General features: G+C 36.0%; 11 protein-coding genes. 1 reads left to right on the plus strand and 10 read right to left on the minus strand.

All coding sequences use genetic code 11. The features are described from left to right. Nucleotides 1-11 precede the first annotated feature (11 nt). From H9565_RS04815 to H9565_RS04830, 4 genes are all read right to left on the minus strand, one after another. Nucleotides 12-1,919 carry a RagB/SusD family nutrient uptake outer membrane protein gene (locus H9565_RS04815; protein ID WP_215438049.1) on the minus strand — a complete coding sequence of 636 codons (1,908 nt, stop codon included), beginning with the start codon at nucleotides 1,917-1,919 and terminating at the stop codon, nucleotides 12-14. A gap of 12 nt (nucleotides 1,920-1,931) precedes the next feature. Beyond that, entirely contained in the window at nucleotides 1,932-5,087 is a 3,156-nt protein-coding gene (locus H9565_RS04820; protein WP_215438050.1) for a SusC/RagA family TonB-linked outer membrane protein, read from the minus strand. A gap of 23 nt (nucleotides 5,088-5,110) precedes the next feature. Then, nucleotides 5,111-5,302 (minus strand): hypothetical protein, encoded by a 192-nt coding sequence (locus H9565_RS04825; protein WP_215438051.1) that lies wholly within the window; start codon nucleotides 5,300-5,302, stop codon nucleotides 5,111-5,113. Nucleotides 5,303-5,626: 324 nt separating this feature from the next. After that, a complete protein-coding gene (locus H9565_RS04830) occupies nucleotides 5,627-7,543 on the minus strand; it encodes a hypothetical protein (RefSeq protein ID WP_215438052.1) in 1,917 nt (638 codons plus the stop codon). Between the two features lie 300 nt (nucleotides 7,544-7,843). On the opposite strand from H9565_RS04830, the gene H9565_RS04835 reads away from it, so the two are divergent. Next, on the plus strand, nucleotides 7,844-9,016 hold the full coding sequence (locus H9565_RS04835; RefSeq protein ID WP_215438053.1) for a hypothetical protein: 1,173 nt from the start codon (nucleotides 7,844-7,846) through the stop codon (nucleotides 9,014-9,016). A gap of 90 nt (nucleotides 9,017-9,106) precedes the next feature. Here H9565_RS04835 and H9565_RS04840 read toward each other — a convergent pair whose 3' ends face one another. The 6 genes from H9565_RS04840 to H9565_RS04865 form a co-directional block, all read right to left on the minus strand. Then, nucleotides 9,107-9,988: a family 16 glycosylhydrolase gene (locus H9565_RS04840; RefSeq protein ID WP_215438054.1), complete on the minus strand. Its 882-nt coding sequence runs from the start codon at nucleotides 9,986-9,988 to the stop codon at nucleotides 9,107-9,109. Between the two features lie 465 nt (nucleotides 9,989-10,453). After that, the gene (locus tag H9565_RS04845; protein WP_215438055.1) at nucleotides 10,454-11,068 is read right to left on the minus strand and encodes a DJ-1/PfpI family protein; all 615 of its coding nucleotides are present in this window, start codon (nucleotides 11,066-11,068) and stop codon (nucleotides 10,454-10,456) included. 33 nt (nucleotides 11,069-11,101) lie between these two features. After that, on the minus strand, nucleotides 11,102-11,410 hold the full coding sequence (locus tag H9565_RS20365) for a dihydrofolate reductase family protein (protein WP_215438223.1): 309 nt from the start codon (nucleotides 11,408-11,410) through the stop codon (nucleotides 11,102-11,104). Further along, nucleotides 11,379-11,645 carry a dihydrofolate reductase family protein gene (locus H9565_RS04855; RefSeq protein WP_215438056.1) on the minus strand — a complete coding sequence of 89 codons (267 nt, stop codon included), beginning with the start codon at nucleotides 11,643-11,645 and terminating at the stop codon, nucleotides 11,379-11,381. Before H9565_RS04855 ends, H9565_RS20365 begins: the two co-directional genes overlap by 32 nt. A 245-nt stretch (nucleotides 11,646-11,890) precedes the next feature. Further along, a complete protein-coding gene (locus H9565_RS04860) occupies nucleotides 11,891-12,517 on the minus strand; it encodes a hypothetical protein (protein ID WP_215438057.1) in 627 nt (208 codons plus the stop codon). A gap of 702 nt (nucleotides 12,518-13,219) precedes the next feature. Next, on the minus strand, nucleotides 13,220-13,402 hold the full coding sequence (locus H9565_RS04865; RefSeq protein ID WP_215438058.1) for a hypothetical protein: 183 nt from the start codon (nucleotides 13,400-13,402) through the stop codon (nucleotides 13,220-13,222).

Here is a 13,402-nt window from a genome sequence, read left to right on the forward strand (position 1 = left end):
CTTGTTTATTGTTACCAACCAGGGTTTTGTTTAAATGATTCAAACATGTTCACATATTTAATATCTAAGGGATACCAATAATGTTTGTCTTCAAAAACCCTTGGGACATCCAATTTTTTATTGACATAGCTAAATGAGCCATCTGCGTTTTTAGTAACACTGGCTTCAAAGATTCCTTCGGCCAGAAGATTTTTGGCAATACGCCATCTGCGAATATCTCTCCAACGACGGAATTCTCCATAGAATTCTACGGCCCATTCATTTCTTACCCGTTCTCTAAAGATTGTTTTGTCCGTTAAAAATTCCGAACGAACATCTGGCATTCCTATCCGGTTCCGTATTTTATTCAATGCTTGGCTAGCCGTGGTAACATCAATTCCGGCGGCAACGGCTTCCGGAATATTTGCAGAAGGCCCATATACTTCATTGCCCAACTCCGCCAAACCTAGATACATGTCCGCCAAACGTATGAGAGGGAAAATTCTATAATAGTTCTGAGACCACTTGTTGTCATATTTATTATAGCCTAGTTTTCTCCATTTTCCTGCGTCAAAATACCCTGTATAAACAAGACTTTTACCTCTGTAATACTTGTAATGCCAACCTTCGTCTCCTGGATTTGACCAAGCTTGATTTTCGTAAGTAGAGTTGTTTCCGCCTCCTGGATCTGCTAAGTACATTTCATCTCCAGGACAGTAAATGAATGATTGCAAACGAGGGTCTCTGTTGTTATATGGATTTTGCGGATCAAATAGAGGGTCGGCGGAAGTAAAGTTCTCTACAGGATATCCGTTTATAGTCTCGAATTTATCTACTGCGTTTTGCGTAGGAACGTTGAATACGGCCCACCCACCATCATGTTGGGGAAGGAACCATCCTACTCCGGAGTTGCTCCTGTTCATAGGTAAATTCCAGTTGTCCGAGTTTGTTGGAACAGGTTGAAATAGGGCTTCATCACTAATAGCTCTATCTTGCGACATCCAATTCTCCATATAGCTATCCTTGTCGTAAAGTTTATATCGGGTAGCTCCACTATTGACCAATTTTAACGCATTTACCATTGCTGTTATTCCCTTTTTGGCATACGTTTCGTCATATGAGTCCTGCCCAAAAGGTAGTGCATCGCCCTCTGTATTCATTAAAGGACTTGCTGCATACATATAGGCCATAGCTTCGATGGCATAGGCAGAAGCCTTGGTTAAACGACCTACATCTATAGGGTCTTTCCATTTATTAGGTAAATATTTAACTGCATCTTGACAATCAGCGGCAATAAGATCTGCACATTGCTGAAATGTTGGTTTTATGTGATCAAAATTGAATTCTGTAGAGAATGTCTTACGCTCTCCACCCGTGGTGTCTATTAATGTTATACCTCCATACCGCCTAACTACTTCAAACATATGCCATGCCCTAAGTGCATGTGCTTGGCCAAGTAATTGATTTTTTAATTCTGTAGGAGAGGCACCTACTTCTGCGGGAAAATCTGTAAGCTTTTCAATGTTCTCGATTGCTAGTCCCATAGCTCTAATTGCCTTTAGGGATTTGCCGGCAGGAGAGTTGTAGTATGGGTCAGACCCGTAGCTGGTTTCTGAGTTGAAATTCATACCAAAATCTCTCCAGTTTGAATCTTGCCATTGACCTTGGTTTATGGATTTATAAACAGGCATGTCATTTTTTACAGCTTGTTGTTCATCTCCCATGGCACCAACAAAGGCTCCCCAATTAGATGAAGTGGCTACGTAATTCATAACTAGCCAGTTAGCTCTATCTACGGCGCCTTTATAGTTGTAGTATTCTGAATAGACTACTTCTCCGTCAATTCCCATTTCTGGATCTGCATCCAAGTAATCCTCACAGGAAACAATTCCTAGAGAGAATGTGAATAATACAATTAGTATTGTAGTATATTTTTTCATGTTTATCATATTTTAGAATGAAACCCTTAAGCCTACATTATATCTTTTTGTAATAGGATAGACCTCTAATCTATTGGCTTCAGGGTCAAAAGACCTGGGAAGATATTGCCAAGTGTATAGGTTATTACCATTTACATAAAATTCAAAATTGTCAAAGCCACCCACCTTTTCTAGTAGTTTCTTAGGTAGGTTATATTTTAACTCAACATTTCTAAGTCTTACAAAAGTGCTATTCCTATAAGAATAGTTGCTGCTCTCTTTATAATGATCACTTTCCGAAGTATGGAGTACAGGTACATCCGTATCTGTATTATTTGGAGTCCATGCATCCTTTTGTTCATTGTTTTTCAACATAAACCCAAGACTGGAATTGGTGTTATATGCATATAAAAAGCTAGCGGATAATTGTTTGGATATACCGTACATTCCATTGAACATGCTAGTTAAACTCCAGTTTTTGTAGCCCAGACCAAAGGAGAAAGCAAAAGATTTAGTAGCGTATGAGGGGTCTCCTATTGAGACTTGGTCATTTTTGTCTATTACGCCATCTGCATTATAATCGTTGTAAGTCAGGTCACCTGGTATATATCCTCCAGGGAGTAATGCAGAGGGGGTATAGGCGTAAGCATCATCCCAGTTTTGCGCTAATCCCGTTCCCAACATACCTTTGTTCCAACCTATAGGTTTTCCCGCCTCTTTTTGATAGTCTGGGGTAGGAGTAGGGTCATCCCTTTCTACAATTCTGTTATCCGTAATGGAAAGATTTCCTTTAAGCCAATAAGAAAAGCTATTGTCAAAACTATCGTTCCATTGTAATTCAACATCTATCCCATGATTTTTGGTTCTTCCTATATTTCCATAAGGGTTCGCGTTTCCGTACCAATTAGGGATAGTTCTTCTTTGCATTAAGATTCCTTCTCGATCTTCTTTAAAGAGGTCTACGGTTGTTCTTAATCTGCTGCGTAATACGTTAAACTCAAAACCTAGGTTTTGCTTTATTGCCGTTTCCCAGGAAACATCCAGTACCGGTGGATCATCTTCTGAATAGATATAAAGTCCGTCTGCATTTTGGTTTCCAGTAATGTTGGGGACATAGCCATAAGCCATTCTAATTTGATTGCTGGAGTATGAACTGATGTAGGCAAATCTGTTGTTGCCTAAACCTTTATCCGAACCTATTTTCCCGTAAGAGTATCTTATTTTGAAAAAATCTATGAATGGCAGCTTATCCTGAACAAAATTCTCTTCTGTTAAGACCCAGCCAAGAGCCAAAGAAGGGAAAAAACCAAAACGTTTCCCTGGCGCAAAGTTTTCATTACCATTATATGCACCATTGGACTCAAAAAGGTATTTGTTTTTATATCCATAAGTTACACGACCTACCCACCCTTCTTCAAAGTGGGGAAAGTTTGCTCCATATTTGTCCTTCCGACGCTGAAACAGGCCTAAAGCACTTACGTTATGATTGCCAAAAGTTTGATTATAGTTAACATTCAACTCATAATAAATGCTACTATTATACCCATCAATACCTTCGTTACCCAGTTTTGCAGGGTTTTCATAATCGTCTAATGTAATAGGCTCTTGGATAACATTTCCATTACTGTCCAAGTTAGGGTTGTAACCATCGGAAGAAGGAACATAATAATAAATTGGGGCATCGTTCCACCTTTTACTAATTTCTGAAAGGTAGTTTCTGTAGTAGTTATAGGATAATTTTCCAGATACATAGATGTAATCGTTCAAATCCTGCTTCAAAATAAAATCGGTATAAAGGCGATTGCTCTTTTTACCATAGGAGCCTTCCCTCTCCATCATTCCTAAGTAGTTTACATTAATGGAGTTGTTGTAATCATAACCTAATCTGCCGTTCTCATATACCGCTGGGGCATTGATTAGTGCTGTTGAATACATGCGTTGCATAATGGATCCTCCGTTGCCAGCAATACCCCCATTTGTATTTTTTGTGTTGTAGTTACCGTTCCAATTGGTCATATCACCGGAAAGCTTAACACTGAACAAAGTGGATTTTGAGAAGTTGAAATCTAAGTTGGTTCTATAATTAAAACGATGTTGATATGTTCGGGGATCGAATTCCGGTTGCTTTTGCAAGTCAAAAATGTCGCCGTCATAATTGTAGCCGAATGATGTGAAATACTTTACACGTTCATTACCTCCACTAATGTTTAGATTATATTGGTGGGTGTAACCTGTTTTCATCAAGGAATTGATGAAGGAAGTATATTGGTAATACGGATTATCCGCATACGCGGGGTCTCTCCATCTATCAATATAAAATTGAGGTACAAGCTTATCATAATTGCCATCATTTTGTTGGGCAAGATTATAGTACTCCAGATTAGTAGCGTAATCGGCCGCATAATCTGTATCTATAGTTGGTGATTTCATGCCCACATTTGCGGTAAATTGTATTTTGGGTTTTCCAATACGGCCTTGTTTGGTAGTTATAAGTATAACACCATTTGCGGCCTTAACCCCATAAACAGCAGTTGCTGAAGCGTCTTTCAGTACAGAAATTGACTCAATTTCGTTTGGGTCAAGGTTATTGAAGTCACGCTCTACACCATCTACCATATAAAGAGGGGAACTATCGGTCCATGAGGATCGACCTCTAATTAATATATTGGCAGCTGTAGAACCTGGTTGGCCGGCTGCCTGCATGGTTGTTACACCTGGCAGGAGTCCTGTTAGTGCTTCGGAAATGGTAGTTACACTACCAGCTTTCAAGAGTTCTTCCCCTTTTGCTTGAGTAATAGAACCAACTACGGTTTCCTTTTTCTGGCTTCCGTAACCAACCACTACCACATCTGATAGCTGTTGCGCATTACTTTCCATATTTATATTTATGGTAGTCTGGGCCGCTACCGGTATTTCTATAGTTTTGAAGCCTATATAGCTGAATACCAATATAGCAGACTGGTCATCTTCTAATTTTATAGAATAATTACCATCAATATCGGACACGACTCCGTTAAAAGTTCCTTTTTCTATAATGTTTACACCCGGAAGTTCTATACCATCAGAGTCTCTGGTGGTTCCGGTAACTGTTTTTGTTTGTGCGCTGACAGATAGGGAAGCTATGCACAAAAAAAACAGCAATAAGCCAGGGCAATTATTGCCTAACTTAATTTTCCATTTTTTATTCATCGTAATTATGTTTAGCATAAATTTTAGGTTAGCGTATTTAGCGTACATGTTTTTGAAAGCATTGCATAAATTTTAATAGTCAGAAGCGGGCCTGTCTCATTTAACCTATTCCGTAGAATCGTTTGCGGAAATTGATTTTTATACTGATCGGCAACAATCTCCGGAAACAGAAAGAACAGATAGATTTTCTCGGTAAAGTGTAGTTTTAATCTCATGTATTTGTAGTTAAAGTTGGTTAAGCAAAAGAGGTGATTATGTGTTAATTGAGCAACTACATATGTCTTATTAGACACAACATATGATCACAAATCCTAAAATTTGTTAATATTTTAGGAATATGTTATTTGTGATATGTTCATGATGTTGAATAGATAATTTGATGACACTATTTTGGTGATTTTGCATTTTCAGAAAGTGTTGAGAGTGGTTCAAATTATGCTCACAGAATTAGAAATGCATCATGCAATTTCTGGAGGAACTTTTATTAAATTGGATAAAAAACGTTAATTACTTCGTGGTAATGACCACCTTTAATGTGCTCAGTTTTGTTGGGAATGGGGGGGTGTGTGCGTATTACAGTGTAGTGTCTCAGATACTGAGTTGATACGGCCTTGAACTTCATCAATGTTCATATTTTTAAACATTACGAACCTGTCAATTTGTAGACCATGTGAACGGCCGCCAATGTTTATGGTGTACTTACCTGTTTCAGGAAATTTTCCTGTCAACCAGCCATGCCCCGCATCATGTATTTCTGCTACGCCGTTAAGGATAAAACTGTCATTGCTTCGGCCATAATATTTTTCAAAATGTTTGAGTTGGAGGTCCTTGGCATATCCGTGGTTTTCTGATAGATAAATCCATATATCATTACCCTTATCAGTACCACGTTGCCCGTTTGGTTGTCGCATCGTCCATTTTATGGTGTAGTCCCCCGGATTGGTAATTTTAAAAGTATAGGATAAAACATTGTCCATATTTACTTGGGGGTATGAATTTTCTCCATCAAAATAAATATATGCACCACCAGAAGCATGTTCGGAGTCTTTGCCAAGTTTCCAGGCTCCCTTCAAATTAAAACGTTCAGCTTCAAAAATTAGAAGACCATCTTTTTCTTCAACGGTGCAGTTAGAAACACAATTAAAGGAAATAGACCTCCACCTTCCACGAGCAAATGCGTACGCATCATCCTCAGGAATTTTACCGTTCGAATGTGTGTTGGACTCAATTTGGATAATGTCGCCGGTATTTACGGATATGTTTTTAAAAGTTTGTGTATACGCAGCCATGTCCGGCCTATTTTCAGGGTTTTGAAATTCACCAATTAATGCATCGTTAATCTTTAAACGATAGGTGCTTTCTCCATCTTCTTCCGTCAAAGTTGTTAGGGTAATGTTGTAGCGTCCGCTGTTACCTTCAAATACCTTCTGTGTTGCGGCAAATTTGTTTTTATGCGCCACTGCGTCAATTGCTATGGCATTTCTAGAATGGTCTTTATAGGGTTTCACAAAAGATTCTACTTGCGACATTTTAAAATCTTGTACACCTATATAGTTTGTATCGGCACACTTGGCAAGTGCGGAAATTCCATTGCCAATAAACTTTTCTAATTTTTTAGGGTTTCCATCTTCATCGCCCAAAAGCAAATACCACACCATGCCGGCGTCCGAAATATCAGCTCCTTTATTTTGTGGGTGAAATTGAGTTCTGCTATACAACCACTGAATATCCGGGTCGGGGTGGTCTCTCATCCAATAGTAAGGTGAGAAATCTGTATTGGAACACCAGAGTATACTGGAATCATCGCAAGCATTTTGATCCTTTATTTTTTTATACTGTATGGAATTTCCGCTTAAAGTAATAGTTTCTTCCATTGTATGATGTGCCTTTCTGCGTAAATGGTTGTCATTGTAACCACTGTGGGAAATAACATATACATGTGCCAAAGCCTCTTTCTGATTATCATCTACAACCTTTTTCACGGCTCTGTAGAAAAATTCCGAAGGTCCCATATGAATAAAATACAAAGGGTCTGCAGTTGTAGATTTTTTTATCTCATCCGCCAAATGGTCAATTGCTACATTATTATCTTCCGGAACATCAAAAAAACGTTCTGAATCAAAATTCCAGCGTGTAATGGCACTGTTTACTCCATCAGCCATGTAGTTGGTTTCTGAAGTATGTGCTGTTGCCTCAATAAAATTATTGTATGAGAAATGTACCAGTTTATCTTGTAATCCAAGCTTTGCAATTATGGCCAGTGATGCAGGAGCGCCTGCCCAATCGTCTGGATCGGCGCGTGGCCACCGGGCTTCAGGGTGATTATCTGCTTGATTATTTCCATCTGCGCTAATAGCTATTCTGTTATTTGAATAGCCTAAGCTCTGGGAGAATATTACTTGTGTTGATAGGCATAAAAGACAGAAAACTAAAATGAACTGTTTAGAAGTAGTCATTAGTGGTTTGTTTTGGTTGTTGGTTGAAGGCGTATAGGGTAAATAAATATTGATATTGACTTTGTAAATAAGTGTATATCTAACATTTACATTGCCATTGCCAACATGCAATGTAAAGCGAAGGTTGACAATTGATTTCTGATTACACAGTAAAAGAACTGTATACGCTACTGTAGTTTTAACAGTTAATGTGTTGGGTTATATATTTGTTAATTAAATACTTACGATTGTTTTTTTGACTAAAGGATAATCAATAGTTCAAATTAGGTTAATTGAAAACAAAGGTTATATTTGAAGGTTATGATATCCAAACCAGACCCAAAGACTATTGAAAAGGCACTAAACAATCTGTGTACCCATCCAATTTTTATTAATTCACTAGTATATAGGCAATTAATTCAATATCTCGTAAAAAAGGCAATTGAGAAGGAAGATATTAAAGAGTATACGATTGGGGCCGACCTTTTCGGGAAAAACTATTTGAATGATAAAAATGACGGTACTGTACGTACACACATGTATAAACTCCGCAAAAAATTAAGTGCTTATTATGCTGATAAAACAGTTCAAAATGAAATTATTTTTGAAATTAAGAAGGGGCAGTATAACTTGGATTTTATCTCTTCCAAAGAGTATTCAAAACACAAAAAATCATCTGAATTCAGGATTCCGGTAAGGTTTGTGAAAATTTTTGGGTTGGTTTTACTACTACTGTCAGGGTTATTATGTTGTGTGCTCTATTTTATTGGCCAACCACCAGTTCTATGGCAAGAATTTTTTAAAAGGGATTCAAATAACTTAGTTGTTATATCAGATCAGTACGTTATGATGCATACAAACTCTTATGGTGAGCAACACGCAACAATGTATTCTAAGATAAATAATGACGAGGACTTATTTTCGTATAAGAAAAAATATCCTAATCGAAATTTGAATATAACCGATTTTACCTTAGTATCTAAAATGGCCCCTTACGGTATAAAAAATTTAGATGATTGGTTTTTTAAATGGGGTAGCAATTTTAAGTTAGAGTTGGAAAGTAACCTTAAGCTCAAAGACGTCAAAGAAAATAATATTGTATTTATTGGACAGTTCAAAACAATGAATCTATCCAAATCTTTATTTTTAAAGGACAGTAATATTTTTTCAACTTATGAGGATGGATTTAAGGTGAAGAAGGAGGGGCAAGAAAAAATCTATATAACAAAATATGATGATAATAAAAAAGTTGAATATGCACTAGTTTCCTTTACATCGCTGAACCAATATCATGATGCTCTTTTTTTTGTGTCCAATAATGATATTGGAGTTATGGCTACCTTACAATTGTTTACCGACCAAAAATGGCTTAAAGAACTAACAGCAAAACTTCCCGAAAAACGAAGTAGGTTTAACGCTCTATTCGAAGTTAGTGGCATGCAGCGAACTCAGATGAGTTGTGAATTGTTAGAATTGGAGATAATGGACGAATAATGTAAATACTCAATATTCAAGATATATCTATAGTGCCTTTACTAATGATAAGTTTGTAAAGGCACTAGTTTAGAAAACTTTTACCGGCAATTAATTTTTGTCATCCACCAATTGCCATGACCTTACCCAATTGTACGTTGTGGTCCTGTCTTTTTTTGAACCTGTCATGCCGCCGTCATTAGGTACCGGATTCCAATCGTAGGTCTCAACAACCATTCGTAAGTACATTTCAATATCAAAATCGGCCGGGGGAGTTACTTTGGATTGCATTTTACCGTCCAAGAAAAATATAATCTCATCCTTGGATTTCCACCAAACACCGTAAACATGGAAATCTTCATAGGCTTTTCCGCCTAACTCTCCTTTGCCTTTGCTCGATCCTTTCTCGTAATCACAACCTTCAGGGATATTTCTGCTGTGGGTATTGGAGTTCATGGTCTGGTCAAAATATTTCATCCATTCGGCATCGTTGGTTATTTGTCCAACGGACTCCTGAATGTCCAATTCCGTTGTTCTTTTATCACAGCCTTTTAGGTCCTTCCCTTCATTAATTAACCAAAACGTAGAGGACATAAAGGTTTTGTTGGCTTTCATTTCGCATTCGTAATAGCCGTAGGTCATGCCATTTCTAGAGCCAACGTAACCGCCGCCGTGGGTATAGGTTTTATTGTTTTTCACTATGGGTTCCGGTAACATAGTCGTGGTTATCTGCAGGCTTCCGTCTTTTAATGAAATGTTCTCGGCAAGGAACAATCCCGGAGCACGGCCTATCCACCCCTGACCCGAAATCTGCCATTTCTTTTCATCTATTTTTTTTCCATCAAATTCATCGGACATGTTATCAATTAATTTCCACTCTTGCTGAGACTGTTTTGGGTCCTCTCCAGGCTTAAAATATGGAGCTTCTTGAGCAAACATTGTACTTGTAAATAGAAGGCTAATAGCTGCTAGTAATTGGTTGGATAGTTTCATTTTTTTAAGAATAGAATTATTTAATTGTAATAATATTTTTTGGTGCATAGGAATTGCTTTGGTCTTTATGTGGTATTCTAGGTAGATTAAACTTCTAGCACCTACAAAAGGTTTATGGATTATTAGTTATTGTTCAGAACCTTATTTTACTTTTTTGTATTCGGAACTATTAATACATCATTACAATTTATAATTATCTGTTTTTTTGTGATTGCGTAGAACTCGTAGAACTGTAAGTGACACTGTAACTTTAACGGTTAAGATTCTTAAATTACTGTAAGAATGGAAGATATTATTTTGATAAACCAAATACCCTGTCTGCACATCGCAGAAGAATAATCTCCCAGCCGGATATATTAGGAGTTACTATCAATATTTATCAAGCATCCAAAATTAGAGTTCCGTTTTTGGTAGGACATAAAAAAAGCCCTGTTGAAGAGGCTTATGTGAATCCGTTTTTTTGACCTATAAAAGGCCTGTTTCACAGTTACTTTTATTAGCTACGGTAATTATTTCAAACTTATTTGGATGATAGTCCATTCCTATTCGTATTTCTTCAGTTTTCTCTTTCCCAATAAGTTTCTCAACTACGTATAGGCCCAAGTCTAATGAAGAAGCTACCGCTCCAGCAGTTATAGTATTATTGTCATCTACAATTCTTGCTTGAGCAACTCTCTTGCAGTACTTTTCTAATGATTTATATTCATTAAAGTTGGTCGTTGCCGTTTTGTTTTTCAAGAATCCTGCTGCCCCAATTAATAAGCTACCTGTGCAAATAGAAACTATAAAATCAACATTTTCTCCGGTTCTCAACCAATCAATGAACGCTATATCGTATTGAAGTTTTCTTGTCCCATATCCACCGGGGACTACTATCATATCATAATCGGATAAATCAGGTTTGATTTTATCGACAATAATTTCTAGTCCAAAATTATCTTTTATCGATTTTTTAGTAGCACACAAATCCCAATGTAAATTCTCCATAAATCCTTTGGTTTTTATATTCTTAATAGGGTCATAAAATCCTATTAAATCTAAAAGAGTTATTTCGTCAAATAATATATATGCAATCTTCATTTTGGAGCTTTACATTTTGTAGTAAGCAAGGATTTACTTTTTATATATCAAAACTGTTATTCCACATTCATAGGCTTTAGCACTTTCCAATTTTAATTCAGTTTTATAATTAGCTTTTTTAAATATTGGCATTCCGTTCCCTAAAATCGAAGGATTTATAAAAAAATAATACTCGTCAATCAAATTTTCTCTTATTAATGAAGAAACGAATTCGCCACCTCCATAGGCAATTATGTCATTTCCTGTTGAAGACTTTAATTTTTCTATTTTTTCGACTAAATCTCCTTTTTCTAAAAGGGTATTTTCCCATTCAGTATTTTCGAGCGTTTTTGTAAAAACTATTTTTTAAGTTATTAATTTTTTCAGCACCTTCCAATTCTTTGTTGGATTTCCAATGTGGAATAAATCCTTCAGCAAGTTTTCGTCCTAATACAATAGTGTCGGTTGATTCAGTTATTTCTTTGACAAAGTTCTTTAATTCTTCGTCCCAATTCCAAATCATCCAGTCCATTTCTCCGTTTGGACCAGAAATGAAACCGTCAATTGAGAGTTGAATTTGAAGTTTTAATTTTCTCACGTTTCACTATTTTTTGTTAATGTTGGAATTTGTTTTCAGCTGCTTAGAACGGTGCGTATATGAAACGTAGTGTGCACAAAGACACGAAACTTTCTGATTATACGCGAGCCGAATTTTTATGTTTTGTTTTTATCTTTTTTATTTTTAAAGCCAAATTTAAAAATTTGGCGGTCTTCGTAAATACACACAAACCTCTCCTAAAGCCTTTATTAGCTATGTTTTATATACATTGTTATCAGTAGTATTTATGACACCCAGAGCATATTTCTATCCACAATTTTCCATTTTCCATTTTCTTTAATACAGAATATTATTTCTCCTGAACCGCATAAACTACCACATAAAAAATCAAAGTAGAAAATAGCCCTATCATTCCTTTGGTTTATTTTAAAATCCGAGAACCGAATTGATGCAACGTATCTGTATTCAAAACTATTCCAATATTCTTTTTTTTCTTTTTCTAGTTGTCCTAAATCTTTAATGATATATCGTCCTTTTTCATATAATTTGTCCAATTCCAATTTCCCCCTTTCAAATTTAGTACTGTCTATCAATTGAATTAAAAGGTTATCAAAATCTTTTGAATGAAGAGAGTCTTTGTAATGCATTCTAGGGAATGACGAATCATCAGAATCCCAATCCTTAAATTCTCTTTTCGGATTAATATGATATGGCTCAATTCCTATTACCAAGTCCGCTTTTTCCAATTTAGGGTTGTCAAATGCCTCGTCAAACTTTTCTTTCCCAATTTGGTAGTTTAATGAATCTTGTTTGTTTTCTGCAAATTCTAACGGCATTGGTGGAATTGGAAGTTTTTCATAATAATATTCAGTTCCCACTAACTCAATAAAAATATCGTTTAGTAATTCCATTTCGGAAATAGTATTCTCCGATTTTGGCGAACAACCTGCCAAAAGAAAGAATAAATTAGAATTAGTTTTTTCATATTACTGCTAACAATTGTATAAAGCAACTAGTTGCTATACATCTCTTTTAACGTTAATTTACTCAAATCTTAGATACTGCCAATCTATGTAGGAAAATAAGAAATTATTACATATATAATATAGCCTTACAAACGCTTAATAGGTGGTGTATTTTTGTTTGCGGAGCGTAATAAAAAAGAAATACAAGACATAAAAAAAGGCTTCTGAGAAATCAGAAGCCTTTTTGCTTAGTAGCGGGGACTGGACTCGAACCAGCGACCTTCGGGTTATGAGTTTGAAAAAATGCCCGAATTTTAGCACTATTTTAGATATATACTTTAAAACCGTTTACCGGACTGTTTACTATATTAATATTAAATTTTCTTCAAGCCTAAAGTAAACAATCACGTCGTTTAAAACAATTGTTTCCTCGTCTAAAATTAGAAGGCGATTTTGATTCTATACATTTATTGGTTTATTATCTAGTTTTTGTATTCCTAATAATTTTGTTGAGTTCAATGCCAATAAAATATGATACAATTTTTATTAAAAATGGGAATAACAGTGCCTCTATATGAAAATTGTCAAATAGTTTTTCAAATTTCATCAAGTAGATAGTTTCTGCAGACAGTTTTTGCTACATTAAACTTAAAGCGTAATTTCAACACCATAATCTTCTAGTAGATTTTCTTCATTTGAATTATAGCGCTTTGGTGTTTTTATAAAGGAATTGAAAAATGTTGTTGGCAAATTAATGGTCAGGTTTATTCTATATACAAAGTACTCGCACAAGATCAAAACAGGTTTACCTACGGTTTTTTTATTCTTCAC

It is taken from the genome of Zobellia russellii (genome assembly GCF_018728565.1).
GTDB classification, from domain to species: Bacteria; Bacteroidota; Bacteroidia; order Flavobacteriales; family Flavobacteriaceae; genus Zobellia; species Zobellia russellii.

Excerpts from the sequence above, each read along its gene's own strand:
- H9565_RS04815 (WP_215438049.1), bottom strand. The coding sequence starts at position 1,919 with ATGAAAAAATATACTACAATACTAATTGTATTATTCACATTCTCTCTA.
- H9565_RS04820 (WP_215438050.1), bottom strand. The coding sequence starts at position 5,087 with ATGAATAAAAAATGGAAAATTAAGTTAGGCAATAATTGCCCTGGCTTA.
- H9565_RS04825 (WP_215438051.1), bottom strand. The coding sequence starts at position 5,302 with ATGAGATTAAAACTACACTTTACCGAGAAAATCTATCTGTTCTTTCTG.
- H9565_RS04830 (WP_215438052.1), bottom strand. The coding sequence starts at position 7,543 with ATGACTACTTCTAAACAGTTCATTTTAGTTTTCTGTCTTTTATGCCTA.
- H9565_RS04835 (WP_215438053.1), top strand. The coding sequence starts at position 7,844 with ATGATATCCAAACCAGACCCAAAGACTATTGAAAAGGCACTAAACAAT.
- H9565_RS04840 (WP_215438054.1), bottom strand. The coding sequence starts at position 9,988 with ATGAAACTATCCAACCAATTACTAGCAGCTATTAGCCTTCTATTTACA.
- H9565_RS04845 (WP_215438055.1), bottom strand. The coding sequence starts at position 11,068 with ATGAAGATTGCATATATATTATTTGACGAAATAACTCTTTTAGATTTA.
- H9565_RS04860 (WP_215438057.1), bottom strand. The coding sequence starts at position 12,517 with ATGGAATTACTAAACGATATTTTTATTGAGTTAGTGGGAACTGAATAT.